The organism is Enterobacter sp. CP102 (assembly GCF_025152625.1).
GTDB lineage: Bacteria > Pseudomonadota > Gammaproteobacteria > Enterobacterales > Enterobacteriaceae > Enterobacter > Enterobacter soli.
In genome coordinates this window covers 4,220,688-4,246,522 of record NZ_CP104014.1, presented here as the reverse complement: position 1 = coordinate 4,246,522, position 25,835 = coordinate 4,220,688, and the positions used below count along the sequence as shown (strand labels likewise).

Below are 25,835 nucleotides of genomic sequence, written 5' to 3'. Positions count from 1 at the left end.
TTGACTAAATAATAGCTGGGGTCAGAAAGAAAGGACGGGCGCAGCATGTGCGCCCGTAAAATATATTCAGCTTGTGCGATTAATCGCGTTTTGCGCTACCGCGCAGCAGGCCGGATGCGCCGTCTGAATAGTCGCGTGGCATCTGCACCGGGGCTTGATCGTTACCGGCTTCGGAGTCAGCCAGACGATTACGGAATGGGTTGGATTCCGCGCTCAGTTCCGGCAGCAGGCTGCTGGAGCTTTTTGCCATGTGTTGATACAGCTGGCGATAGTCGGTCGCCATGTTGTCCAGCAGCTCGGCGCTACGGGCAAAGTGGCTGACCAGCTCTTCGCGATACTCTTCCAGTTCAGCTTTATTCTTTTCCAGTTCGTACTGTAAGGACTGCTGCTGACGCAATTTGCGATTACCGAAACGCATGGCCACAGCACCGATCACGATGCCGACGACTAAACCAATTAGCGCATATTCCCAGGTCATGAACTTCTCCCGTTGTCTTGTGATTCCGTAGGGTGTTGGCTCGGCTCCTGCCTGTGCCTGATAATGCCACTATAACCGCTATTTCCGCAGAAGTGGAATCCTGACGTATCATCGCGTAGTGTAGAACGGCCTTTTTTTCATCAGTCATGCACGCTGATGAGCATTAACTGAAGGAATAACAACAATATCATGCAAAGCCTTTCCCCCTCATCGCGATACCAACAGGCCCTGAACGAGGGCTCACATCAGCCAGATGACGTTCAGCGTGAAGCGGTAAACCGACTGGATACGATTTACCAGGAACTCACGGCAAAACCCGCAGACATCGTGCAAAGCGGTGGGTTAAAAGCGGCAATTGGGCGGTTGCTCGGTAAAAAAGAGCCGCAGGTGAATGCACCGGTGCGTGGCTTATATATGTGGGGAGGCGTGGGGCGCGGTAAAACCTGGCTGATGGATATGTTCTACCAAAGCCTGCCGGGAACGCGTAAACAGCGCCTGCACTTCCACCGTTTTATGCTGCGTGTTCATGAAGAGCTGACGGCGCTACAGGGGCAGAGCGATCCGCTGGATATTGTTGCCGAGCGGTTCAAAGCTGAAACGGACGTGCTGTGTTTCGATGAGTTTTTTGTTTCTGATATCACTGATGCCATGCTGCTGGGTGGCCTGATGAAGGCGCTGTTCGCGCGCGGGATTACGCTGGTGGCCACATCTAACATTCCCCCCGACGAGCTTTACCGAAACGGTTTGCAGCGGGCGCGTTTTCTACCAGCCATTGATGCTATCAAGCAGCATTGCGACATCATGAACGTTGATGCGGGTGTGGATTATCGTCTGCGTACGCTGACCCAGGCGCATTTGTGGCTGTCGCCATTAAACGCCGACACACAAGGCCAGATGGATAAACTGTGGCTGGCGCTTGCGGGTGCGACGCGAACTAACATGCCGGTGTTGGACGTTAACCACCGGCCACTGCAAACGCAGGGCGTTGAGAATCAAACGCTGGCGGTTTCTTTCACCACGCTTTGCGTGGATGCCCGCAGTCAACATGACTACATTGCGCTTTCACGCCTGTTCCACACGGTGATGCTGCTGGACGTGCCCGTTATGACGCCGCTGATGGAGAGCGAAGCGCGCCGTTTTATCGCGCTGGTGGATGAATTCTATGAGCGCCACGTGAAGCTGGTGGTGAGCGCAGAAGTGCCTTTATATGAGGTGTACCAGGGCGAACGGCTGAAGTTTGAGTTTCAGCGCTGCCTGTCGCGTTTGCAGGAGATGCAAAGCGAAGAGTACCTCAAGCGTGAGCATATGCCATAAATGCCACCCTCTCCCTGTGGGAGAGGGGCCGGGGGGGGAGGGCATCAGGCCGCACAAAACTCCCCCCCCCGAAAAACCCGCTCCGAATCACATTTAAGGGTCGATCTTTGACCTCAACTTCTCTATAATCTTGCGACCCCACGTTACGAGAAGGTTTTTTTCCCGAAACTTTCTATGTGTCGGCATTAGCTATTCGAAGGGGTAGGTTTGCCGGACTTTGTCGTGTGAGCCTCAACTGACTAAACGTTTGGGTGTTCACCAACGTGTAACTTATTATTTGGGTAAGCTTTTAATGAAAACTTTTACAGCTAAACCAGAAACCGTACAGCGCGACTGGTATGTTGTTGACGCGACCGGTAAAACTCTGGGCCGTCTGGCTTCCGAACTGGCTCGTCGCCTGCGCGGTAAGCATAAAGCGGAATACACTCCGCACGTTGATACTGGTGACTACATCATCGTTCTGAACGCAGAAAAAGTTGCTGTAACCGGCAACAAGCGCGAAGACAAAATGTACTACCATCACACCGGCCACATCGGTGGTATCAAAGAAGCGACCTTTGAAGAGATGATTGCTCGCCGTCCTGAGCGTGTGATTGAAATCGCGGTTAAAGGCATGCTGCCAAAAGGCCCGCTGGGTCGTGCTATGTTCCGTAAACTGAAAGTTTACGCAGGTAACGAGCACAACCACGCGGCACAGCAACCGCAAGTTCTTGACATCTAATCGGGATTATAGGCAATGGCTGAAAATCAATACTACGGCACTGGTCGCCGCAAAAGTTCCGCAGCTCGCGTGTTCATCAAACCGGGCAGCGGTAAAATCGTAATCAACCAACGTTCTCTGGAACAGTACTTCGGTCGTGAAACTGCCCGCATGGTAGTTCGCCAGCCGCTGGAACTGGTTGATATGGTAGAAAAACTGGATCTGTACATCACCGTTAAAGGTGGTGGTATCTCCGGTCAGGCAGGTGCGATCCGTCACGGTATCACCCGCGCTCTGATGGAGTACGACGAATCCCTGCGTTCTGAACTGCGTAAAGCTGGCTTCGTTACTCGTGACGCTCGTCAGGTTGAACGTAAGAAAGTGGGTCTGCGTAAAGCACGTCGTCGTCCACAGTTCTCCAAACGTTAATCATTTTCTGCTCACGCAGAACGATTGGCGAAAAACCCGCTTCGGCGGGTTTTTTTATGGATAATGCTCAGGTTATCCACAAATTCAATGCATATATGTCCTCTTTTTCCACATTTCCAGAATCCCCTCACCACAATGGTCGTAAAATCTGGTAAACTATCATCCAATTTTCTGCCCAAATATCGGTGAATACTCGATTTTTGTTCGATTCTTGAACAATGTGTTTTCTCTGGGATGGGCGATATTTCATCTGGCTGGCCCCGGTGGGCTGGTAGCAGTAAAAATTCTGAATATACCTGGAGGTTTTCATGGCTGTCGCTGCCAACAAACGTTCGGTAATGACGCTGTTTTCTGGTCCTACTGACATTTATAGCCATCAGGTTCGTATCGTGCTGGCCGAGAAGGGTGTCAGTTTTGAGATCGAGCATGTGGAAAAGGATAACCCGCCTCAGGATCTGATCGATCTCAACCCGAGCCAAAGCGTGCCGACGCTGGTTGATCGTGAGCTGACCCTGTGGGAATCCCGCATCATTATGGAATATCTTGATGAGCGTTTCCCGCATCCGCCACTGATGCCGGTATACCCTGTTGCGCGTGGTGAAAGCCGCCTGTACATGCAGCGTATCGAGAAAGACTGGTACACGCTGATGAACGTTATCGTTAACGGTTCCTCGTCTGAAGCGGATGCTGCACGTAAACAACTGCGTGAAGAGCTGCTGGCGATTGCGCCAGTATTTGGTCAGAAACCTTTCTTCCTGAGCGACGAGTTCAGCCTGGTAGACTGCTATCTGGCTCCGTTGCTGTGGCGCCTGCCTACGCTGGGTGTCGAGTTTAGCGGCCCGGGTGCGAAAGAGCTGAAAGGCTACATGACTCGCGTATTTGAACGCGACTCTTTCCTGGCTTCTCTGACAGAGCCGGAACGTGAAATGCGTCTCGGCCGGGGCTAATGACTGTGGAAATGTCACAACTTTCTCCACGCCGTCCTTATCTGCTGCGTGCCTTCTATGAATGGCTGCTGGATAACCAGCTCACGCCGCACCTGGTTGTGGATGTGACGTTGCCTGGTGTGCTGGTGCCAATGGAATACGCACGCGACGGACAGATAGTGCTGAACATCGCACCGCGTGCGGTAGGTAATCTGGAACTGGCGAACGACGAAGTGCGTTTTAACGCGCGCTTCGGCGGTGTACCGCGTCAGGTTTCTGTTCCGCTCGCTGCTGTACTGGCTATCTATGCGCGTGAAAACGGTGCGGGTACCATGTTCGAGCCGGAAGCGGCTTATGATGAAGAAGGTGCCAGCCTGAATGATGACGACGTAACAGACGATCGCGAAAGCGACACGGTGATGTCTATCATTGATGGCGACAAACCAGACCATCACAACGACCACGATCCTGATGACGATCCGCCACCGCGCGGTGGCCGTCCGGCGCTGCGCGTTGTGAAATAGCGTAAAAATAAAGAGCCAAAACCCAGTCTGAACTCAGGCTGGGTTTTTTTATGCATGATATTAAATAAATATATTAATGAAATGCAATTGTTATTCAGCGAGTCTGCAAATTCATATTATCAAGTATTTGTCTAAGTAATTTTACTCTCTCCTGATGTAATTATAGCAGTCTATTTTTTTTGAAAATCACTTAATCTGCAATGTAATTAAACTAAATTGAAACTATCAATTAAATTGATATTATATTCCTATGCATTAAGGATTATTCTTAAATCAATCAATTAAAACCTGAGAATGACTTATTTTTTGTACTAACACACTCATGCGTTAAGGATTAACAAATGAAAAAAGTTTTGCTGGCAACAGTTCTCTCTCTTTGTGTTTCTTCTGCATTTGCAGCTGAAACGGCCGTACTAAAAGTTACAGGGACGCTGACTAATTCAGCCTGTACTCCAGAATTAAGCAATGGGGGTGTTGTTGATTACGGGCAGATCAGACTGGGTGGTTTATCTGCGAGCGCAGTAAACCAGCTCGGGCATAAAAACATCGACCTGACAATTAACTGTACTGCCGCGACTAAAGTGTCATGGAACATGGTTGACGATCGTGCCGATTCGCGGGCCGGTATCATTGTGGCGAATGCAATGGCGAACGGAGCTTCGTTATCAGAAGCGTCTCAAACTTATGGTCTGGGGCTGACTGCTGGCAATGTGAAGATTGGTAACTATTCTATGTTTGTCAACGTAGACAGCGTGATGGCTGACGGCAAATCCGTTGATCCAATTTATGTCCAGTACGGCGTCGGTAACTGGGCTAAGAGTACGAACGGTTCAACTCAGGGCGATAATATCCGCGACTTCACGGTGGCTGCAACAGGCACGACTGATCCACTGGCATTCCAGAAAGCTGTTTTCCCGTTGACCACCTCAGTGGCAATTCAGGATACCGCCACTCTGGCCATCACAGACGATACTAAGCTGGACGGTCAGCTGACCATTAGCCTGCGTTACTTGTAATCGATTTCAGTTAACGCTGTATTGATATTCACCTACAGGGCTAATACGGTGTATTGGCTCTGTTTTTATTTATGCAATAAAAATCAATAAATATCCTGGATATAAATGACTGCTAATTATATTTATATTCTTCTGTTTATAAATAAAGCCGATGAGTTGAGGGAGTCTTAACGCAATAGTTAACAAACCTAAATTGTATCTATTTGCGATATGTATATTATCACGCCGTGCTTCATATTTATTATTGATGGGGCATGTTTACAGTCTGCCGCAGGCATCTGTAATATCACGTCAAATTTAAAGTGAGTTAAATTTAAATCAACGAGTAAGCGATATTTGCTCTTATAGATAAGCGCCATAAACACGGAGTGTTAGGTAGTGCTTCCAAGGAATATATATGAAATGCTTTAACAATATTATAGTTAAAATGCTCACCGCAGCTGCCTTATTTTCTGCTCAGTTTGCGGTTCATGCTGCAGGCATGGTGCCAGAAACCAGTCTGCTGGTTATTGATGAAGCAACCCACAGCGGCACCATCAATGTCAAAAATACAGATAGCCATCCGTCGCTGCTGTATACCGACGTAGTGGATCTGCCAGATGATAAAGGCCTGAAACTGGTGGCGACTCAGCCCGTTGTGAGGCTTGAGCCAGGGCAGACTCAGCAGCTGCGTTTCATCCTGCAAAACAGCTCCCCGTTGGACGTAGAACACTACAAACGCGTGACCTTCGAAGGTATCCCGCCGAAGAGCGACGATAAAAAAATCAAAATTGGCATCAACATCCGCCAGGATCTTCCTGTGCTGATCCGCCCTGCCAAACTGGCAGTAGTAACGGATGCCTGGAAATACCTCGACTGGACTGCTTCGGGCACTTCCGTGACGGTGAAAAACCCGAGCAAGTATGTCGTGCGTCTGGCGCAGAACGTGGTGCTACAACCTTCAGGCATGAGCGGTTCACTTACCAAAACCTACATATTACCTGGCGAAACCATGACGGTTTCAATGGGCAAATCCGTTAGTGGCAACAACAAAGTAAAATTCTTCCCCGCCAGTCGCTATGGTGTTGAAGTACCAAGCTTTATCTCGGATCTAAAATAAACATAAAGGACTATGGCGGTGCGTAAAAAAAGCCAACTTGCACTTTTTGTGCGCGCTGTGATCTATAGCGCAATACCTCTGATGCTGCTTGACGTCACTTCCCTCCATGCGAGGGAAGTGACGTTTGATACCGATATTCTCAAATCCCGTGGCCTGGGTGCCGATCTGAACCATTACTTCGCTGAGGCGCCGCGTTTCTTGCCGGGCACCCATTCCGTTTCAGTCAAAGTGAATGGAAAAGAACGCGGAGCGGCCGCCGTACGCTTTAGTGAAGACGGCACGATGTGCGTTGATAACGACTTCCTGGAATTCGCCGGGTTGATGCCGGTTCCCATAAAGGCAAATGAAACCTGCCATGATATTCGTAGCGATTATGCTCAGGCCGTCATCAACGCGTTGCCAAATCAGGAAGCGGTAGAACTTTATATACCGCAGGAAGCCCTTAACAGCCTTAGCGCTGACGTTAAAAACTTCCAGCATGGCGGCACTGCGGGGATGCTGAACTATTCGTTATTCAGCACCAAAAGCGACTACAGCGGAAACGACAGCAGCAACCGTTACTCTCAGGCAAGTCTGGAGGCGGGGTTCAACGCAATGGACTGGTCCCTGCGCAGCCGTTACATCCTGACTGACGATGACGGCAGCCGAAACGCAGAGAGTATTTATACCTACGCAGAACATGTGTTTGTTCCCCAGCGCCTGACGATGCAGGTAGGTGAGATCAACGCCATGTCAGACGTATTAAGCGGCGTGCCGATTACCGGCGTACAACTGATGCCGACCAGCGGTTTACAAAAAGATAGCTCAGGCGTGAGCGTATCCGGTATCGCCCGCACCTCACAGGCGCGTGTTGAGGTGCGTCAGAGCGGAAGACTTATCTTTAACACCCTGGTACCTGCGGGGCCGTTTACCCTGAATGATGTCCCTATGGTGCGTAACAACGTCGATCTGGACGTGACCGTGGTTGAGTCAGACGGCTCGACAAGCCACTTCATTGTGCCCGCAGCATCCGTGAAATCGCGCAATCTCTCAAGGCCAAACGGGTTGACCGTCTCGGCAGGCCAGGTGCGCAGCATCGAAAGCGACTATAGCAATCCGCTGGTTGTAAACGTATCCGATGGCTGGCGAATTTTGCCCGGGATGAACCTGCTTGCCTCAGGTGTGATGGCTGAAAATTACCAGGCTGCGGGGGCGCGCGCAGAGTTTATGGTTACCGACGGCTGGAACGTCTCTGCCAGCATGGCCGCCAGTAAGGCGACGTTTGGTGACAGCGACAACGGTATCAAAAACGAATTACAAAGTGATTATTCGTTCACCGATAACGTTGGATTGTCTGCCAGCGCTGCACATTATAGCGGTGACTATCGCGAGCTGGCGGATGCCATGGATGATGATTATCAGGGCTATGACAACAGTTATTCTGCCAATATCCGCTGGTCAACTCCGCTGGCAGGAGCATTCAGCGCGGGTCTGAGCTACAACCAGGCTGCGGGAGAAGGTGAAGATTCTCGTTATTTACTGCTTTCATGGGGTAAAACCTTTAAATATGCCTCGGTCAACGTCAACTGGCAAAGTGCAGTGGGCAGTACAGATGACGACCAGAACGACGATCTTCTCTATATAAACCTCAGCATTCCGTTAGGCGGTTCGCAGAGCCTGAGTTCCTATATGCGCAAGCAGGGTGACAGCACCAGTTACGGCCTGGCGAATAGCGGCTCACTGGGCGAGAACACTAACTACTACATTTCCGCCGATCGTGATGATCAATCGCAGGAAAACAGCTTTAACGGCAACATCAACACCAATCTGCATTACACCCAGCTTAGCGTAGGCGGTGGTACCAGCGGGGATAATCAGCGTAACTACAATGCAACCCTGTCGGGCGGCATTGCGATGCATAAAGAGGGTGTGACCTTCTCGCCATATTCCATCAAGGACACTTTTGCCATTGCCAGGCTCAGCGAACCGAAGGCGGGGGTAGAAATTACCACGCCGCAGGGTACCGTCTGGACTGACCGCTGGGGGCAGGCGGTGATACCGGGCCTGACGGAGTGGCGTAACTCGCGCATCGAGGTGGATGCGAACAAACTGCCGCAAAGCATGACGCTGGCAAACGGTACCAAATATATAGCGGCTGCACATGGTTCGGTCAGTGAAGTGAGCTTTAAGGTACTAAACAGCCGTCGCGTGATGCTGCGTATCAAGCAGGCCGACGGTAAGCCGCTCACGAAAGGCCTTTCTGTGGTGGATGAGAAAGATAACTACGTGGTGACGGTGGTCGATGATGGGCATGTCTTCCTTAACGACGCCGATCAGGTCGCCGCCCTTTATGCCATCAATGATGATAATCAACGTCAGTGTAAGCTTGATTTTGTACTTCCAGAAAAGCATGACGAAGATGTTTTTTATGAGGAAGTCAACGGAGTATGTCGATGAACATTCAACGTCTGGCAGCGCTTCTGCTGCTTGCTTTGCCGTGCCTTTCTTATGCTGAAGATTGCCAAATTACGCTCTCTCAGCAGGTGCTCGATTACCATCAGATGCGGCGCGACAACATCGTCTCTGCCCAGCAGAGCTGGAATAAAATGCCGGAAAAAGATATCAACGTCAGTGTCTATTGTCCTGAAAAACAACAGATGGCAACGCTGTTGCAGGGCGCTGCCGGTCAGAAAGGGCGTTTTCAGTTTGGTCAGAACGGTGGTGTGGCCATTAAAGTGAGCAACCTGACGCTTGACGGTAAAAGCTACAACGTAGGCAAAACGGCCGATCAGGTGAACTTTACACCGGAAAATGACAATGGGGCCTCGCTTTATATTCGTAATAACGAGGCTATTGTTGCGGTTGAAAATGGCCAGATCCCCCGCGGCCAGCAGCTGAATTTTACCGTAACGATTTTCCCGGTACTGAATGACAGCGCGTTTAACCATATTGCGGATCAAACCACGCTGGAAAGTGATTTGACCTGGCAACTGCTCATCCGTTAGATCCCACTGCGGCGCTCTGTCTCTTCCGGGCGCCGTTTCACCCCTTCTGATTTCCTGTGTTATGATGAAGAGCCCACTCTTTTCGGCACCGGACTGCTATGAAACCAATTGATCTTAAAGCTGAAAACTCAACGGAAACTGTTGGTCGCACGCTGCGACGTCGTCCGCTTGCGCGCAAAAAGCTGTCCGATATGGTGGAGGAAGAGCTGGAGCAGATGATCCGCCGCAAGGAGTTTGCTCAGGGCGAACAGCTGCCCTCCGAACGTGAGCTGATGGAGTTTTTTAACGTTGGGCGCCCGTCTGTACGTGAAGCGCTTGCTGCGCTAAAGCGTAAAGGGCTGGTGCAAATCAATAACGGAGAACGTGCCCGCGTCTCTATGCCCTCGGCTGATACCATCATCGGCGAGCTTTCCGGCATGGCGAAAGATTTCCTGACCCAGCCTGGCGGCATTGCTCACTTTGAACAATTACGCCTGTTCTTTGAATCCAGCCTTGTGCGCTTTGCTGCGGAATATGCCACAGACGAACAGCTGGAGCGCCTGACAAAAGCGCTGGAGATCAACAGCGAGTCGCTGGATGACAACACCCTGTTTATTCGATCCGATGTCGATTTTCACCGTGTGCTGGCCGAAATCCCCGGCAACCCCATCTTCATGGCGATCCACGTTGCATTGCTTGACTGGCTGATTGCCGCGCGCCCAAAAGTCGCTGATTCCGAACTCTATCGGCACAATGAAATCAGCTATCGCCAGCATATTGCGATCGTTGATGCGATCCGCCGTCGCGATCCGGACGAAGCCGATCGCGCGCTCCAAACCCATCTCAACAGCGTATCTGCCACCTGGCACGCCTTCGGCCAGAATTCCAAAGCCAAAAAATAACGATCCTTTAGTGAAGCAGATCGCAATATAAGCGTTCTGTATTCCACTGCTGCGAAAATGATCTGGTATAACAGGTATAAAGGTATATCGTTAAAACAAACCAGTCACTCATTGAGGTATCTATGGCAACGCAATTACGTGGCGTAATGGCCGCACTCCTGACCCCGTTTAACACGCAGCAGGCACTGGATAAAGAGAGCCTGCGCCGCCTGGTGCAGTTCAATATTCAACAAGGGATCGACGGGCTCTATGTTGGCGGTTCGACGGGGGAGGCCTTTGTACAAAGCCTGTGTGAACGTGAACAGGTCATGGAAATTGTGGCGGAAGAGGCAAAAGGAAAAATCACCTTAATTGCTCATGTCGGCTGTATCAGCACGGCAGAAAGCCAACAACTCGCAACCGCAGCGGCTCGTTTTGGCTTTGATGCCGTGTCCGCCGTCACACCGTTTTACTATCCCTTCAGCTTTGAAGAACATTGCGACCATTACCGTGCAATTATTGATTCGGCTGATGGTTTACCGATGGTGGTATACAACATCCCTGCGCTCAGTGGCGTCAGGTTGACGCTGGATCAGATAGATACACTGGTCACACTGCCGGGTGTCGGCGCGCTGAAACAAACCTCAGGCGATCTCTTCCAGATGGAACAGATCCGCCGTGCGCATCCCGATCTGGTGCTCTACAACGGTTACGACGAGATCTTTGCCTCAGGCTTACTGGCCGGCGCAGACGGCGGGATCGGCAGCACCTACAACATCATGGGCTGGCGTTACCAGGCGATTGCCAAAGCGATCCGCGAAGGGGATAACGTGACCGCTCAAAGGCTACAAAGCGAGTGTAATAAGGTCATCGACCTGCTGATAAAAGCGGGTGTTTTCCGTGGTCTGAAAACTGTGTTGCACTACATGGACGTGCTCGCTGTGCCGCTGTGCCGGAAACCGTTTGCACCAGTGGACGAACAATACGTGCCTGAGCTGAAAGCCCTGGCAGAACAATTAATGGCAGAGAAACGCTAATCCATTGCCGGATGGCGCTTCGCGTATCCGGCCTACAAATACACGCTACGTAGCCACTTTCCGGCTACGTAAACCGTTATCGGGAGAGTGTTATGAGTATGTCTACCCAAAGCATCCCGTGGTACCGCCATCTTAGCCGCCCCCAGTGGCGCGCGTTCTCTGCTGCCTGGCTGGGATATCTGCTTGATGGCTTCGATTTTGTGTTGATTGCCTTAGTTCTGACAGAAGTAAAAAGTGAATTTGGCTTAACCACGGTGGAAGCGGCCAGCCTGATTTCGGCGGCCTTTATTTCACGCTGGTTCGGCGGGCTTTTGCTGGGTGCGATGGGCGATCGCTACGGGCGTAAACTGGCGATGATCACCAGTATCGTTCTCTTCTCTTGCGGCACGCTGGCGTGTGGTTTCGCGCCGGGTTACGTCACCATGTTTATCGCTCGTATGGTGATTGGTATGGGAATGGCGGGCGAATACGGCTCCAGCGCAACCTACGTGATTGAAAGCTGGCCGAAGCACCTGCGTAATAAAGCGAGCGGTTTTCTGATCTCCGGTTTTTCCATCGGTGCCGTGCTGGCCGCCCAGGTCTACAGTCTTGTGGTGCCGGTGTGGGGCTGGCGAGCACTGTTCTTCATCGGCATCATCCCTATCGTGTTTGCATTATGGCTGCGGAAAAATATCCCTGAAGCCGAAGACTGGAAAGCGAAGTACCAGGACAACGCGCCGGTACGCACGATGGTCGATATCCTGTATCGCGGCAAATACCGCGCGATCAACATCCTGATGACCCTGTTTGCCGGTACTGCGCTATGGTTCTGTTTTGCCGGTGAGCTCAACAATGCGGGTCTGGTGGTCATTCTTGGCCTGCTGTGTGCCATGGTGTTTATCAGCTTTATGGTTCAAAGCAGCGGTAAACGCTGGCCAACTGGCGTCACGCTGATGGTCGTTGTGCTGTTTGCTTTTCTCTATTCCTGGCCGATTCAGGCGCTGTTGCCCACTTACCTGAAAACCGAGCTGGCGTATGACCCGTTTACCGTGGCGCGTGTGTTGTTCTTTAGCGGATTCGGTGCGGCGGTAGGATGCTGCGTGGGCGGCTTCCTCGGTGACTGGCTGGGCACGCGCAAGGCTTACGTCTGTAGCCTGTTAGCCTCACAGCTACTGATTATCCCGGTATTTGCGATCGGTGGCGCAAATGTCTGGGTTCTGGGCTTGCTACTCTTTTTCCAGCAGATGCTGGGGCAGGGGATTTCAGGGATCTTGCCTAAACTCATCGGCGGCTATTTCGATACCGATCAACGTGCCGCCGGGCTGGGCTTTACCTACAACGTGGGTGCGCTGGGCGGGGCGATCGCGCCGGTGATCGGCGCCTTGCTGGCACAGAATATGGAGCTGGGCACGGCACTGGGCTCACTCTCCTTTGGCCTGACGTTTGTGGTTATCTTACTCATCGGTCTGGATATGCCTTCTCGCGTCCAGCGCTGGGTAAGACCGGAAGCCCTGCGCACCCACGATGCCATTGATGGTAAACCGTTAAGCGGCGCGGTGCCTTTCGGGGCGGATAAAAGCAGCCTGATTAAACACAAGGGATAACGTGATGTCATTGATTGAAAAACTAAATCAGAAGATAGCCGCAACCGGCGGATTAATTGTCTCCTGCCAGCCCGTCCCGGAAAGCCCGCTGGACAGGCCGGACATTGTCGCGGCGATGGCGCTGGCGGCAGAACAAGCGAATGCTGCGGCTGTGCGCATTGAGGGTATTGCGAATCTGCGTGCTGCGCGTCCGCTGCTCTCGATCCCGGTGATTGGCATTATTAAACGCGACCTGCCTGATTCTCCGGTGCGCATCACACCCTTTCTTGAGGATGTGGATGCCCTGGCGCAGGCGGGCGCTGATATCATTGCCTTTGACGGCACCGACCGCCTGCGCCCCATCACACGTGAAGCGATAGTGGAGCGGATCCATCACCACGAACGGCTGGCGATGGCCGACTGCTCATCGCTGGAGGATGGGCGTTATTGCCAGCAACTTGGCGTTGAATTGATTGGCTCGACACTCTCGGGCTACCTGACTCCGGACACGCCAAAAGACCCCGATCTTGCGCTGGTTCGCGCGCTAAGCGATGCGGGTTGCCGGGTGATTGCCGAAGGGCGCTATAACTCTCCTGAGCTTGCGGCACAGGCGATGCAGCACGGGGCGTGGGCGGTGACGGTTGGCTCGGCAATCACCCGTCTTGAGCATATCTGCCAGTGGTTTAATGACGCCATGCGCGGGGTGCGATATGTCGACACTGGCCATTGATATCGGCGGCACCAAGCTCGCCGCCGCGCTGGTGGACGGGCAAATCATTTCTGCACGCCGGGAGTGCCCTACACCTGCCAGCCAGACACCGCAGGCATTGCAGCAGGCGCTTCAGACTCTGATCGCGCCATTCCAGGCGCGGGCAGAGCGGGTGGCGGTGGCATCGACCGGGATCATCCACAACGGTGTACTGACGTCCATCAACCCGGCAAATCTGGGCGGGCTGGCGCAGTTTCCGCTGGTTGGGTTTCTCTCGGGGATCACCGATCTCCCGGTGATGGCAATCAACGACGCGCAGGCCGCCGCCTGGGCTGAGTTCTGTGCGTTACCTGCCGGTGACGATATGGTGTTCCTGACGGTTTCAACCGGCGTGGGCGGCGGTGTGGTTCTCAATGGAAAATTGCAGACGGGCAGCGGTGGGCTGGCGGGGCATCTCGGGCACACGCTGGCCGACCCCGGCGGGCCGCTTTGCGGCTGCGGGCGCAGAGGTTGTGTCGAAGCCATTGCGTCGGGGCGTGGGATTGCGGCTCAGGCACAGGGGGAACTTGCCGGGCTGGATGCGAAAGCGATATTCGTGGAGGCCGCGCAGGGCGTAACCCAGGCGCGACGTCTGGTTGCGCGCTCTGCCCAAACGCTGGCGCGGCTTGTTGCCGATGTTAAAGCCGTCACCGACTGCCGCAATGTTGTCATAGGGGGCAGCGTTGGTCTGGCCGACGGGTATTTATCGCTGGTTGCGGATTATCTGTCGCAAGAGCCGGAGATTTATCAGGTCGTGCTCCGGGCCGCACATTATCGTCACGATGCCGGGCTCCTGGGCGCGGCGTTATTAGCACAAGGACACGCATTATGATTCTGGGAACATTGTCGTCACTGACTTCATCAGGCCTGCCTTCTGCCTGGGTCAATGCGTTAACACTGGCGCTTAGCGCACGTCCGCAGGAGAAAGCCCCCGGACACTATGCACTTCAGGGGGATGACGTCTTTATGAACGTCATGCAATTTGCCACACAACGGCCGGAACAAAAGAAAGCAGAGCTCCACGAGCAATATATCGATATCCAGCTTCTGTTAGCCGGAGAAGAACGCATTCTGTTTGGCACGGAGGGCTCAGCACGGGAGTGCGAGGAAAAGCATGTTGCTGAAGATTATCAGCTTTGCCGCCACATTGAAGAGGAACAATCACTGGTGCTGAAACCGGGCATGTTTGTGGTGTTTATGCCGGGAGAGCCGCATAAACCGGGATGTGTGGTGGGCACGACAGAAGAGATTAAAAAGGTGGTGGTAAAAGTCCGCGCCAGCCTGTTGTCTGCATAAAAAAAGCCGGATGGTATTGCCATCCGGCTCATGTCTTACACTTCCAGGTAGTTCAGAATACCGTCAGCCGCTTTACGACCTTCGGCAATCGCGGTGACCACCAGGTCAGAGCCGCGCACGATATCGCCACCGGCGAAGATTTTCGGGTTGCTGGTCTGGAATGCGTTATCGCTGCCTTCCGGTGCAATCACGCGGCCCTGAGAATCCAGCTCCACGCTGTGCTTCGCCAGCCACTCCATGCTGTGAGGACGGAAACCAAACGCCATCACTACCGCGTCTGCCGGGATCACATGCTCGGAGCCTGCCACGATTTCAGCGCGACGACGGCCTTTTGCATCCGGTGCGCCCATCTCAGTGCGCGCCATCTTCACGCCGCTCACTTTACCGTTGGCATTCACTTCAATACCCAGAGGCTGGATGTTGAACTGGAACTCTACACCCTCTTCACGCGCGTTTTTCACTTCGCGTTTGGAACCCGGCATGTTCTCTTCATCACGGCGATAAGCACAGATAACGTGAGCCGCATCCTGACGAATGGAGGTACGCACGCAGTCCATCGCGGTATCACCACCGCCCAGTACCACAACGCGCTTGCCTTCCATGCTGACGTAAGGCTCATCGGCTGTTTCGCCGTAACCCATAATCTGCTTGGTGTTGGCAATCAGGAACGGCAGGGCGTCGTAAACGCCTGGTGCTTCTTCGTTTTCCAGACCACCGCGCATGGACTGATAAGTACCCACGCCCAGGAATACGGCATCGTAATCTTTCAGCAGATCGTCGAGCTGCACATCGCGGCCCACTTCCACATTCAGTTTGAACTCGATACCCATGCCGGTGAAGATTTCACGGCGGCGGGTCATCACCTCTTTTTCCAGCTTGAAGGCCGGGATACCGAAGGTCAGCAGACCACCGATTTCCGGGTGACGGTCAAAGACCACCGCCTTCACGCCGTTACGGGTCAGGACGTCCGCACAGGCCAGGCCCGCCGGGCCTGCACCGATGATCGCCACGCGTTTGTCGGTTTGCTTAACGCCGGTCATATCCGGGCGCCAGCCCATCTCGAACGCTTTATCGTTGATATAGCGCTCGATGTTACCGATAGTCACCGCGCCAAACTCGTCGTTCAGCGTACAGGAACCTTCACACAGACGGTCCTGAGGACACACGCGGCCGCACACTTCCGGCAGGGTGTTGGTCTGGTGAGACAGCTCGGCGGCTTCAAAAATACGCCCTTCGTTGGCCAGTTTCAGCCAGTTCGGGATGTAGTTATGTACCGGACATTTCCATTCGCAGTAAGGGTTACCGCAGGACAGGCAGCGGTCTGCCTGTGCTTTGGCCTGGCCTTCTGAAAACGGCTCATAGATTTCAACAAATTCAATTTTACGGATCTTCAGCGGTTTCTTTGGCGGATCAACGCGCTGCAAGTCGATAAACTGGTATACGTTCTGGCTCATCTGAATTCCTTACTGCGCCTGCACACGCAGCTCTGCTGCGCTACGACTACGGTGACCCAACAGTGCTTTAACATCGCTGGACTTCGGTTTAACCAGCGCGAATTTCGCAGAGAACGCCGGCCAGTTCGCCAGGATCTCTTCGCCGCGCGAAGAACCGGTATGCTGCACGTGTTCGGTAATCAAACCGCGCAGGTGTTCTTCGTGAATGGCCAGCGTATCAACGCCCAGCACTTCCACCAGTTCCGGGTTCACGCGTTTGCGGAACTCACCGTCTTCATCCAGGACGTACGCAAAACCGCCCGTCATGCCTGCGCCGAAGTTCACGCCGGTTTTACCCAGTACGCAAACAATCCCGCCTGTCATGTATTCACATCCGTTATCGCCAATGCCTTCCACAACGGTGATGGCACCGGAGTTACGCACGGCAAAACGCTCACCTGCACGGCCTGCTGCGAACAGACGACCACCGGTTGCCCCGTACAGACAGGTATTACCGATGATGCTCGCATCACAGCTGCGGAAGGCTGAACCTACCGGAGGACGCACCGCCAGCAGACCGCCCGCCATGCCTTTACCGACATAGTCGTTAGCATCGCCAGTCAGGTACAGCTCAACGCCGCCGGCGTTCCACACGCCGAAGCTCTGACCCGCAGTACCGCTAAAGTGCGCGGTGATTGGGTCGGCAGCCAGGCCCTGGTCGCCATGCGTCTGCGCGATGTAACCAGAGAGCGACGCGCCAACGGAACGGTCGGTGTTGCGGATATCAAACCAGAACGTTTTGCTCTGTTTGTCATCCACGTACGCTTTTGCCTGTTGCAGCAGCTGCGCGTTCAACACACCGTTATCGAACGGCGGGTTGTTCTCGGTGCAGTACACTGCTTTACCCGCCTTAGGCTCGGCCGTTTCCAGCAGCTTAGACAGCTCCAGTTTCTGCTGTTTGGCAGTGAAACCTTCCAGCTCTTTCAGCAGGTCGGTACGGCCAATCAGGTCGACCAGGCGTTTCACGCCCAGCTGCGCCATCAGCTCGCGGGTTTCGCGGGCGATAAAGTCAAAGTAGTTGGTCACTTTGAACGGCAGACCATGGTAATGGTTCTTACGCAGTTTCTCGTCCTGAGTCGCAACACCGGTTGCGCAGTTGTTCAGGTGACAAATACGCAGATATTTACAGCCCAGCGCGACCATTGGACCGGTACCGAAGCCGAAGCTTTCAGCGCCCAGGATCGCCGCTTTGATGATATCCAGACCGGTTTTCAGACCGCCATCCACTTGCAGGCGGATCTTGTGACGCAGACCGTTTGCCACCAGAGCCTGTTGGGTTTCCACCAGGCCCAGTTCCCACGGACAACCCGCATATTTCACGGAGGAGAGCGGGCTTGCGCCTGTACCACCGTCGTAACCGGCAATGGTAATCAGGTCGGCATAGGCTTTTGCCACACCGGTTGCGATAGTGCCAACGCCCGGTTCGGAAACCAGCTTCACGGAGATCATCGCTTTCGGGTTGACCTGTTTCAGGTCGAAAATCAGCTGCGCTAAGTCCTCGATAGAGTAAATATCGTGGTGCGGCGGCGGGGAGATCAGCGTCACGCCCGGTACGGAGTAGCGCAGTTTGGCGATGTACGGCGTGACTTTATCACCCGGTAACTGACCGCCTTCGCCCGGTTTAGCACCCTGAGCGACTTTAATCTGAATAACGTCGGCGTTGACCAGATACGCTGGCGTAACGCCAAAGCGACCGGATGCCACCTGCTTGATACGGGACACTTTGTTGGTGCCGTAACGTGCAGGATCTTCGCCACCTTCGCCGGAGTTTGAGTTCCCGCCGATGCTGTTCATGGCTTCCGCCAGGGCTTCGTGGGCTTCCGGGCTGAGAGCACCGATAGACATTGCCGCGGTATCAAAGCGCTTGAACAGCTCAGTTGCTGGCTCAACCTCGTTGATGCTGACGGCTTCATCGCCTGGATTCACTGCCAGCAGGTCGCGCAGCGTCGCCGCCGGACGGTTGTTAACCAGCTCTGCGTACTGCTGATAATCGCTGTATTCGCCGCTCTGCACGGCCTGTTGCAGGGTGCGCACCACGTCCGGGTTGTAGGCGTGATATTCGCCACCGTGGACGTATTTCAGCAGACCACCCTGATCCAACGGCTTACGTGCCAGCCAGGCGCGTTTTGACAGGTTCACCAGGTCCTGTTCGAAGTCGGTGAAACCGGCCCCGCCGATACGGCTGATCACGCCCTGGAAGCACAGTGACGCCACGTCATCGTGCAGGCCAACGGCTTCGAACAGCTTCGAGCAGCGGTAAGAGGCAATCGTCGAGATGCCCATTTTGGACATGATCTTGTACAGGCCTTTGTTGATGCCGTTACGGTAGTTCAGCATCACAGCACGGTACTCTTTGTCGATAGCGCGGGTATCAACCAGGCGCGCCAGCGTTTCGTAGGCCAGGTACGGGTAAATTGCGGTCGCACCGAAGCCTAACAGCACGGCAAAGTGGTGCGGGTCGCGTGCGCTTGCGGTTTCAACAATAATGTTGGCGTCGCAGCGCAGGCTCTTGTCGACCAGACGCGTCTGGATAGCACCCACGGCCATTGGCGCAGGCACCGGCAGGCGGTCTTTCGCGATATTACGGTCGGACAACACCAGCAGAACGGTACCATTGCGTACCATCTGTTCGGCTTTGTCACACAGGGCATTCACCGTCTCTTCGAGGCTCGCTTTGGTCACGTCGAAGGTGATATCGAGCGTGTCGGCGCGGTAGTGCTCCTCTTTCATGGTGGTGAGCTGTTTGAAATCGGAGTACAGCAGGATCGGCGATTTAAAGGTCAGACGGTGCGCCTGGCCTTCGGCTTCGCAGAAGACGTTCATCTCGCGGCCGATGCTGGTGGCCAGCGACATCACGTGCGCTTCACGCAGCGGATCGATCGGCGGGTTGGTGACCTGCGCGAACTGCTGACGGAAGTAATCGTAAATGATACGTGGCTGGCTGGAGAGCACGGCAAACGGCGTGTCATCGCCCATGGAGCCAACAGCTTCCTGGCCGTTTTCACCCAGCACGCGGATAACGGAATCCAGCTCTTCAGCGCTGTAGTTAAACTGTTTCTGGAAGCTCGCCAGCGTGTCGTCGTCCATTTCGCGGCTGCCGACATCTTCATCAGACAGGTCTTCGAACGGCACGAGGCGACGGACGTTTTTCTCCATCCACTCTTTATACGGATGGCGGCTCTTCAGGTCGTTATCGGTTTCAGCGGAGTGCAGGATACGCCCACCGCGGGTGTCGATAACCATCAGTTCACCCGGGCCAACGCGGCCTTTTTCGACCACTTCGTCAGGCTGGTAATCCCAGATCCCGACTTCAGAAGCGCAGGTGATGAGTTTGTCTTTGGTGATGACGTAGCGCGCCGGACGCAGACCGTTACGGTCCAGGTTACAGGCAGCAAAACGACCGTCGGACATTACGATGCCCGCCGGGCCATCCCATGGCTCCATGTGCATGGAGTTAAAGTCAAAGAATGCGCGCAGCTCCGGATCCATATCCGGGTTGTTCTGCCAGGCCGGTGGCACGAGCAGACGCATGGCGCGAACGATATCCATCCCGCCTGCCAGCAGCAGTTCCAGCATGTTATCCATTGAGCTGGAGTCAGAGCCGGTTTCGTTGACGAACGGCGCGGCATCATGCAGGTCAGGGATCAGTGGGGTCTGGAACTTATAGGTACGGGCGCGGGCCCACTGGCGGTTACCGGTAATGGTGTTGATCTCGCCGTTGTGCGCCAGGTAGCGGAACGGCTGAGCCAGCGGCCAGCGTGGAACGGTGTTGGTGGAGAAGCGCTGGTGGAACAGGCAAATGGCCGATTCCAGACGCAGATCCGCCAGGTCCAGGTAGAAGCGCGGCAGGTCAGCCGGCATACACAGACCTTTATAGATGTTCACCAGGTTAGAGAGGCTACAGACGTAGAACTCTTTATCTTCCTGGAGACGCTTTTCAATGCGGCGACGGGCGATAAACAGACGGCGTTCCATATCACGTGGACGCCAGCCCGCAGGCGCGTTAACAAAAATCTGTTCGATACGAGGCAGCGAGGAGAGGGCGATTTCACCGAGCACCCCTTCGTTGGTTGGCACATTGCGCCAGCCGACAATCGACAGGGTTTCACGTTGAAGTTCTTCTTCGACGATGCGGCGTGAGGCGGCCGCTTTTTCAGGATCCTGATTCAGGAACAGCATCCCGACAGCGTAGTTTTTGGCTAAACGCCAGCCGCGTTCTTCCGCAACGATACGGAAGAAACGATCGGGTTTTTGCAGCAGCAGGCCGCAACCATCACCGGTTTTACCATCGGCAAGGATTGCACCACGGTGCTGCATCCGGGCCAGTGCGTGAATGGCAGTACGCACTACCTTGTGGCTAGGTTCGCCTTCTATGTGGGCGATCAGGCCGAAACCACAGTTATCCTTCTCAAGGGATTTATCGTACAACATATCAGTGAACCTCCCCAGGCTCGTCGGGCTTCCCACTGAACTTTACCGTGGCGCACAGGCACAGAAAGAGCATGGCGACGGGGTTTGCGTTTCATACGCGTACCTCGCATTCGCCCTCTTTTCATCCTTTCGCGCAGGTAAACAAGTTTGAGGACTTGCTTCAGAGGGAATCTCAATTACTGCATAAATATGATGAGCAGGCCGCTCATCCAGAAAGCTTCCAGCGGATTTCCAACTTATCGGGAATTGGTACACAGGTCAAATGGCAATCTTATTTATACAAAAATGTGCTAAAGATGTGTTAACAATTTGAATTTAAAAGATATTTAACTATTTTTACAACGACTAAACGACCTGGGAAGTCACCGCGGAGTGTGATCTGACTCACTATATGAAAGCGGTATTATCAATGCAGCGTGCTGAATAGCGGTTTTTTGGCAGGATTTTAATCTGGTACTGGCTTTAAACCCGCATAAAGCCACTGTTTTTCAGTGTTGATAGCATTAATGAAAAAAACAGTCAGAACATAAGGAAAAGTAATCACGTCATCCGTGAATGAAATTGCAGTAATCTTGAGTATTTATTCAAATAGATAAAGGCCGTCCAGGGCGATTGATCCAGGTCATCGCCGACAGAGGCTAAAAATGGCAGGCTTGTCCCCTTTCTCCGGGACGGTCTATCAGATTATGCAGTTACAGAAATTAGTCAATATGTTTGGTGGGGATCTTTTGCATCGCTATGGGCAAAAGGTTCATAAGCTGACGCTGCACGGCGGTTTTAGCTGCCCGAATCGCGATGGCACCATCGGGCGTGGTGGCTGCACCTTCTGTAACGTGGCCTCCTTTGCCGACGAAGCCCAGCAGCATCACTCCATCGCCGAGCAGCTTTCGCATCAGGCCAGCCTGGTGAACCGTGCAAAGCAATATCTGGCCTATTTCCAGGCCTACACCAGCACCTGGGCGGAAGTGCAGGTGTTACGCTCGATGTATCAGCAGGCCGTAAGCCAGGCCAGTATTGTGGGGTTGTGTGTGGGGACGCGCCCGGACTGCGTACCGGAAGCCGTATTGGATTTGCTTTGCGAATACAAAGATCAGGGATATGAAATCTGGCTGGAGCTGGGGTTACAAACCGCAAATGATAAAACGCTGCACCGGATTAATCGCGGGCATGATTTCGCTTGCTATCAAAAAACCACTCGCCTTGCCCGCGAGCGTGGGCTGAAAGTCTGCTCGCATCTGATTGTCGGTTTACCAGGGGAAGGGCAGCAGCACGGGCTGGAGACGCTGGAAAAGGTGGTTGAGACGGGCGTGGACGGTATCAAGCTGCATCCGTTGCATATCGTGAAGGGCAGCATCATGGCGAAAGCCTGGGAAGCGGGGCGGTTAAACGGCATTGAGCTGGAGGAATATACGGTCACGGCAGGAGAGATGATCCGCCACACGCCGCCGGAAATTATCTATCACCGCATTTCCGCCAGCGCCCGCCGTCCAACGCTTCTGGCACCGCTCTGGTGTGAGAACCGCTGGACGGGGATGGTGGAAATTGACCGCTATCTACATGAACAGGGAGGGCAGGGGTCGGCACTTGGCCGCCCGTGGGTTCCCCGTTTACCGCCGGCGACCGCCTAACAGGCTCCCTAACATGCCGCGTACAATCTGGTTGGTGACCTGACGCGCGGCGCTTTTTGCCATCGTCTGGACTACGCCATCACGTTTACCCCCTCGCGGCCCGGTGCTGCCAAACAGAATATCCTTCAGCCCACCCAGGATACCGTCATCCACGGCAGAAGGCTGGCCGCTGGTGGTCGTAGGGGCATTCTGCGCCTGCGTGGTCGCCTGTACCCCTTTTTGCAGCATCTCGAACGCGGATTCACGATCCACTTCGTCTTCATATTTTCCGTAAACCGGCGAGTTGTTAATCAGGCCGTTGCGCTCATCGTCGGTGACTGGCCCCATGCGGGAGCAAGGGGCGATGACCATCGCACGCTCCACCACAGACGGGCTGCCTTTTGCATCCAGGAATGAGATTAACGCTTCGCCGGTACCTAATGCCTGAATCGCGGCTTCGGTATCAAACGCCGGATTGGCCCGCATGGTCTGGGCGGCCGCTTTGACCGCTTTCTGATCTTTCGGCGTAAAGGCGCGCAGGGCGTGCTGGACGCGGTTGCCAAGCTGACCAAGCACGTTATCGGGGATATCGGACGGGTTTTGCGAAACGAACCACACGCCAACGCCTTTAGAACGGATCAGGCGGATAACCTGCTCAATTTTGTCCAGCAGTACCTGCGGTGCATCGTTAAACAGCAGGTGTGCCTCGTCGAAGAAGAACACCAGTTTTGGCTTGTCGAGATCGCCCGCTTCCGGCAGCTGCTCGTAAAGTTCGGAGAGCATCCACAGCAGGCTGGCGGCATAGAGTTTCGGCATCTGATACAGCTTTTCTGCACTCAGGATATTGATGATACCTTTACCGTTGCTGTCGGTGCGCATCCAGTCTTTGATGTCCAGCATTGGCTCGCCGAAGAAATGCTCAGCGCCCTGTTGCTCAAGGGTCAATAACCCGCGCTGGATGGCACCGACGGAAGCGCTGCTGATATTACCGTACTGGTTCTGGAACGATTTGGCGTTGTCGCCGATGTACTGGGTAATGGCACGCAGGTCTTTGAAATCAAGCAACAGCAGCCCCTGGTCATCGGCGATACGGAAGATGATATTCAGTACACCAGACTGCACGTCGTTCAGATTAAGCAGGCGAGCCAGCAGCAAAGGGCCAAGGTCGGACACCGTCGCCCGTACTGGATGGCCTTTCTCGCCAAAAATATCCCACACGACGACCGGGTTTTTATGTGGCTCCCAGTCAGTGATGCCAATATTTTTCAGCCGCTCGATGAGCTTTTCTGACGCCGTACCTTCCTGAGCTACCCCGGTTAAATCGCCTTTTACATCGGCCATAAAGACCGGAACGCCAATGTCTGAAAGGGACTCTGCCAGCTTTTGCAGGGTAACGGTTTTACCTGTCCCAGTGGCGCCGGTGATCAAGCCGTGGCGGTTCGCCATTGCAGGCAGCAAAAACAGCTCGTTATCCAGCGTCCGGGCAATTAACAGTGGTGTACTCATGATGAACGTCCTCTCTTTGTCCTGGGTGGAGTATAGGCAACCTGGCGGCACTATGACTCAGTAAATTCCTTACTTTGCGGCGTATTATCCAGTGCGGGCTATGCTTTTGCATACGGTTCACAACATTTTAGGAAATTATGTCCAGATTCTTCTTTAACGACCGCAAACAGCTGGTCAACGACGCCATTGAAGGCATTTTGATTTCTGCTCCGCACGGCAACCTCGTCAAACTTGATATCGACCCGGCCATCCGTGTGGTGGCACGCAGTGACTGGGATAAGAGCCGTGTGGCGGTTATTTCTGGCGGAGGTTCAGGGCATGAACCGGCTCATGCCGGGTTTGTCGGGAAAGGGATGCTGACGGCGGCAGTCTGTGGCGACCTGTTTGCCTCGCCGAGCGTGGATGCGGTGTTGAATGCCATTGTGGCGGTGACGGGCGACCGTGGCTGCCTGCTGATCGTCAAAAACTATACCGGGGATCGCCTTAACTTTGGCCTGGCGGCGGAAAAAGCCAAACGCTATGGCCTGAAGGTTGAAATGGTGATTGTCGCGGATGACATTGCCCTGCCGGATAACAAACAGCCGCGCGGCATTGCGGGCACGGCGCTGGTTCACAAGATTGCGGGTTACGCCGCCGAGCACGGTAAATCGCTGGGCGAAGTGCGGGACATTGCGCAACAGGCCTGTGACAACCTCTGGAGCCTGGGAGTGGCCATGCAGACCTGCAACCTGCCGGGCAGCGATGATGAAGAAGGCCGCATCATAAAAGGCCATGTCGAGCTGGGCCTGGGCATTCATGGTGAACCGGGGGCATCGGTTGTTGATACGCAAAACAGCAAAGAGATTATCGACACGCTGGTCAACGCGCTGAAAGCGCGGGCTGGCGAGGGGCGGTTTGCGGTGCTAATCAATAATCTTGGCGGCGTGTCGGCACTGGAGATGGCGCTGCTGACCAAAGAGCTGGCGCATTCCGCGCTGAAAGAGCAGATAGCCTGGCTGATTGGCCCGGCGCTGCTGGTGAGTTCGCTGGATATGAAAGGGTTTTCCCTGTCGTTGTTGAAGCTTAATGACCTGTTCGAAAAAGCGCTTCATGAAGACGTTGAGACGCTGGGCTGGCAGAAGCCGGTGGCGTTTGCGCCATTGCGTACCGTTGCGCACAGCGCCATTCATGACCGCGTGGAATATACCCCATCGGAAAATCCACATGTGGCGGGCTTTGTGTCGGCGGCAACGGACACGCTTTCCGGGCTGGAAAACCGGCTGAATGCCCTCGATGCAAAAGTCGGCGACGGTGATACCGGTTCAACCTTTGCGCAAGGCGCGCGGGACATTGCGCAGTATCTGGAGGCGGGGAAACTTCCGCTTAACGATCTGCCCGCGCTGTTGTTGCTGGTGGGGGAGCGACTGGCAACGGTAATGGGCGGATCGAGCGGCGTGTTAATGTCGATCTTCTTCACCGCCGCCGGGCAGAAACTGCATGACGGGCAATCTTTGCCGGAGGCACTGTTGAGCGGGCTTGCCCAGATGAAGCAATATGGCGGGGCGGATCTCGGCGATCGCACGCTGATCGATGCCCTGCAACCGGCGCTTGAAGCCTTGCAGAAAGGCGATCTACATGCGGCGGCACGGGCGGCGAAAGAGGGTGCAGAGGCAACGGCGAACATGGTGAAAGCCGGTGCGGGTCGCTCGTCGTATGTGAATAAAGAGAATCTGGACGGGGTGATGGATCCGGGAGCGGTCGCGGTGGCAGAGGTGTTTTCGGCACTGGTGCGATAGGTGAGAATAGCCCGGTGGCGCTGCGCTTACCGGGCCTGCAAAACCGGATG

Annotated in this window: 21 protein-coding genes; 17 read left to right on the top strand and 4 right to left on the bottom strand. The window is 54.2% G+C overall.

All coding sequences use genetic code 11. The features are described from left to right. Window positions 1-79: 79 nt before the first annotated feature. On the bottom strand, window positions 80-478 hold the full coding sequence (gene zapG / locus N1249_RS20015; protein WP_259832515.1) for a Z-ring associated protein ZapG: 399 nt from the start codon (window positions 476-478) through the stop codon (window positions 80-82). A gap of 189 nt (window positions 479-667) precedes the next feature. On the opposite strand from zapG, the gene zapE reads away from it, so the two are divergent. From zapE to nanQ, 15 genes are all read left to right on the top strand, one after another. Beyond that, a complete protein-coding gene (zapE, locus tag N1249_RS20010; RefSeq protein WP_259832513.1) occupies window positions 668-1,792 on the top strand; it encodes a cell division protein ZapE in 1,125 nt (374 codons plus the stop codon). Between the two features lie 292 nt (window positions 1,793-2,084). Further along, window positions 2,085-2,513, top strand: coding sequence for a 50S ribosomal protein L13 (gene rplM / locus N1249_RS20005; RefSeq protein WP_131635278.1), 429 nt, complete (start codon window positions 2,085-2,087; stop codon window positions 2,511-2,513). Between the two features lie 15 nt (window positions 2,514-2,528). Continuing rightward, window positions 2,529-2,921: a 30S ribosomal protein S9 gene (gene rpsI / locus N1249_RS20000; RefSeq protein WP_003860436.1), complete on the top strand. Its 393-nt coding sequence runs from the start codon at window positions 2,529-2,531 to the stop codon at window positions 2,919-2,921. A 308-nt stretch (window positions 2,922-3,229) separates the two neighbouring features. After that, window positions 3,230-3,868, top strand: a complete 639-nt coding sequence (gene sspA / locus N1249_RS19995) for a stringent starvation protein SspA (protein ID WP_014071978.1) — start codon at window positions 3,230-3,232, stop codon at window positions 3,866-3,868. A gap of 5 nt (window positions 3,869-3,873) precedes the next feature. Then, the gene (gene sspB, locus N1249_RS19990) at window positions 3,874-4,371 is read left to right on the top strand and encodes a ClpXP protease specificity-enhancing factor (RefSeq protein ID WP_259832506.1); all 498 of its coding nucleotides are present in this window, start codon (window positions 3,874-3,876) and stop codon (window positions 4,369-4,371) included. A 341-nt stretch (window positions 4,372-4,712) separates the two neighbouring features. Beyond that, the gene (locus N1249_RS19985) at window positions 4,713-5,387 is read left to right on the top strand and encodes a DUF1120 domain-containing protein (RefSeq protein ID WP_259832505.1); all 675 of its coding nucleotides are present in this window, start codon (window positions 4,713-4,715) and stop codon (window positions 5,385-5,387) included. Window positions 5,388-5,784: 397 nt separating this feature from the next. Beyond that, entirely contained in the window at window positions 5,785-6,486 is a 702-nt protein-coding gene (locus N1249_RS19980) for a fimbria/pilus chaperone family protein (protein ID WP_259832503.1), read from the top strand. Between the two features lie 12 nt (window positions 6,487-6,498). Beyond that, window positions 6,499-8,922 (top strand): fimbrial biogenesis outer membrane usher protein, encoded by a 2,424-nt coding sequence (locus N1249_RS19975; protein WP_259832501.1) that lies wholly within the window; start codon window positions 6,499-6,501, stop codon window positions 8,920-8,922. After that, window positions 8,919-9,470 (top strand): hypothetical protein, encoded by a 552-nt coding sequence (locus N1249_RS19970; protein ID WP_259832498.1) that lies wholly within the window; start codon window positions 8,919-8,921, stop codon window positions 9,468-9,470. Before N1249_RS19975 ends, N1249_RS19970 begins: the two co-directional genes overlap by 4 nt. Before the next feature lie 98 nt (window positions 9,471-9,568). Beyond that, entirely contained in the window at window positions 9,569-10,351 is a 783-nt protein-coding gene (gene nanR, locus N1249_RS19965) for a transcriptional regulator NanR (protein WP_259832496.1), read from the top strand. A gap of 122 nt (window positions 10,352-10,473) precedes the next feature. Beyond that, complete coding sequence (nanA, locus tag N1249_RS19960) at window positions 10,474-11,367, top strand: N-acetylneuraminate lyase (RefSeq protein WP_259832481.1); 894 nt, start codon at window positions 10,474-10,476, stop codon at window positions 11,365-11,367. A 92-nt stretch (window positions 11,368-11,459) separates the two neighbouring features. Then, on the top strand, window positions 11,460-12,950 hold the full coding sequence (locus N1249_RS19955; RefSeq protein ID WP_259832478.1) for an MFS transporter: 1,491 nt from the start codon (window positions 11,460-11,462) through the stop codon (window positions 12,948-12,950). A 4-nt stretch (window positions 12,951-12,954) separates the two neighbouring features. Then, window positions 12,955-13,659 carry an N-acetylmannosamine-6-phosphate 2-epimerase gene (locus N1249_RS19950; protein WP_259832475.1) on the top strand — a complete coding sequence of 235 codons (705 nt, stop codon included), beginning with the start codon at window positions 12,955-12,957 and terminating at the stop codon, window positions 13,657-13,659. Further along, window positions 13,640-14,509: an N-acetylmannosamine kinase gene (gene nanK, locus N1249_RS19945; RefSeq protein WP_259832473.1), complete on the top strand. Its 870-nt coding sequence runs from the start codon at window positions 13,640-13,642 to the stop codon at window positions 14,507-14,509. The genes N1249_RS19950 and nanK overlap by 20 nt, the downstream gene beginning before the upstream one ends. Further along, entirely contained in the window at window positions 14,506-14,973 is a 468-nt protein-coding gene (gene nanQ, locus N1249_RS19940; RefSeq protein ID WP_259832470.1) for an N-acetylneuraminate anomerase, read from the top strand. Before nanK ends, nanQ begins: the two co-directional genes overlap by 4 nt. A 35-nt stretch (window positions 14,974-15,008) precedes the next feature. On the opposite strand, the gene N1249_RS19935 is transcribed toward nanQ, so the two are convergent. Together N1249_RS19935 and gltB are read right to left on the bottom strand one after the other, a co-directional pair. After that, a complete protein-coding gene (locus N1249_RS19935) occupies window positions 15,009-16,427 on the bottom strand; it encodes a glutamate synthase small subunit (protein WP_259832456.1) in 1,419 nt (472 codons plus the stop codon). A 9-nt stretch (window positions 16,428-16,436) separates the two neighbouring features. Beyond that, on the bottom strand, window positions 16,437-20,897 hold the full coding sequence (gene gltB / locus N1249_RS19930; RefSeq protein ID WP_259832454.1) for a glutamate synthase large subunit: 4,461 nt from the start codon (window positions 20,895-20,897) through the stop codon (window positions 16,437-16,439). 686 nt (window positions 20,898-21,583) lie between these two features. On the opposite strand from gltB, the gene N1249_RS19925 reads away from it, so the two are divergent. After that, a complete protein-coding gene (locus N1249_RS19925) occupies window positions 21,584-22,525 on the top strand; it encodes a TIGR01212 family radical SAM protein (protein WP_259838227.1) in 942 nt (313 codons plus the stop codon). On the opposite strand, the gene N1249_RS19920 is transcribed toward N1249_RS19925, so the two are convergent. Then, the gene (locus N1249_RS19920) at window positions 22,505-24,010 is read right to left on the bottom strand and encodes a helicase HerA-like C-terminal domain-containing protein (protein WP_166718048.1); all 1,506 of its coding nucleotides are present in this window, start codon (window positions 24,008-24,010) and stop codon (window positions 22,505-22,507) included. The genes N1249_RS19925 and N1249_RS19920 overlap by 21 nt on opposite strands. Before the next feature lie 137 nt (window positions 24,011-24,147). Between N1249_RS19920 and N1249_RS19915 the strand changes: the two genes are divergently transcribed. Beyond that, entirely contained in the window at window positions 24,148-25,785 is a 1,638-nt protein-coding gene (locus N1249_RS19915; RefSeq protein WP_259832451.1) for a dihydroxyacetone kinase subunit DhaK, read from the top strand. Window positions 25,786-25,835: the final 50 nt, after the last annotated feature.

Excerpts from the sequence above, each read along its gene's own strand:
- N1249_RS19950 (WP_259832475.1), top strand. The coding sequence starts at position 12,955 with ATGTCATTGATTGAAAAACTAAATCAGAAGATAGCCGCAACCGGCGGA.
- nanK (WP_259832473.1), top strand. The coding sequence starts at position 13,640 with ATGTCGACACTGGCCATTGATATCGGCGGCACCAAGCTCGCCGCCGCG.
- N1249_RS19980 (WP_259832503.1), top strand. The coding sequence starts at position 5,785 with ATGAAATGCTTTAACAATATTATAGTTAAAATGCTCACCGCAGCTGCC.
- N1249_RS19920 (WP_166718048.1), bottom strand. The coding sequence starts at position 24,010 with ATGAGTACACCACTGTTAATTGCCCGGACGCTGGATAACGAGCTGTTT.
- N1249_RS19985 (WP_259832505.1), top strand. The coding sequence starts at position 4,713 with ATGAAAAAAGTTTTGCTGGCAACAGTTCTCTCTCTTTGTGTTTCTTCT.
- N1249_RS19970 (WP_259832498.1), top strand. The coding sequence starts at position 8,919 with ATGAACATTCAACGTCTGGCAGCGCTTCTGCTGCTTGCTTTGCCGTGC.
- rplM (WP_131635278.1), top strand. The coding sequence starts at position 2,085 with ATGAAAACTTTTACAGCTAAACCAGAAACCGTACAGCGCGACTGGTAT.
- nanR (WP_259832496.1), top strand. The coding sequence starts at position 9,569 with ATGAAACCAATTGATCTTAAAGCTGAAAACTCAACGGAAACTGTTGGT.
- zapG (WP_259832515.1), bottom strand. The coding sequence starts at position 478 with ATGACCTGGGAATATGCGCTAATTGGTTTAGTCGTCGGCATCGTGATC.
- nanA (WP_259832481.1), top strand. The coding sequence starts at position 10,474 with ATGGCAACGCAATTACGTGGCGTAATGGCCGCACTCCTGACCCCGTTT.
- N1249_RS19955 (WP_259832478.1), top strand. The coding sequence starts at position 11,460 with ATGAGTATGTCTACCCAAAGCATCCCGTGGTACCGCCATCTTAGCCGC.
- nanQ (WP_259832470.1), top strand. The coding sequence starts at position 14,506 with ATGATTCTGGGAACATTGTCGTCACTGACTTCATCAGGCCTGCCTTCT.
- N1249_RS19915 (WP_259832451.1), top strand. The coding sequence starts at position 24,148 with ATGTCCAGATTCTTCTTTAACGACCGCAAACAGCTGGTCAACGACGCC.
- N1249_RS19935 (WP_259832456.1), bottom strand. The coding sequence starts at position 16,427 with ATGAGCCAGAACGTATACCAGTTTATCGACTTGCAGCGCGTTGATCCG.
- zapE (WP_259832513.1), top strand. The coding sequence starts at position 668 with ATGCAAAGCCTTTCCCCCTCATCGCGATACCAACAGGCCCTGAACGAG.
- sspA (WP_014071978.1), top strand. The coding sequence starts at position 3,230 with ATGGCTGTCGCTGCCAACAAACGTTCGGTAATGACGCTGTTTTCTGGT.
- N1249_RS19975 (WP_259832501.1), top strand. The coding sequence starts at position 6,499 with ATGGCGGTGCGTAAAAAAAGCCAACTTGCACTTTTTGTGCGCGCTGTG.
- gltB (WP_259832454.1), bottom strand. The coding sequence starts at position 20,897 with ATGTTGTACGATAAATCCCTTGAGAAGGATAACTGTGGTTTCGGCCTG.
- N1249_RS19925 (WP_259838227.1), top strand. The coding sequence starts at position 21,584 with ATGCAGTTACAGAAATTAGTCAATATGTTTGGTGGGGATCTTTTGCAT.
- rpsI (WP_003860436.1), top strand. The coding sequence starts at position 2,529 with ATGGCTGAAAATCAATACTACGGCACTGGTCGCCGCAAAAGTTCCGCA.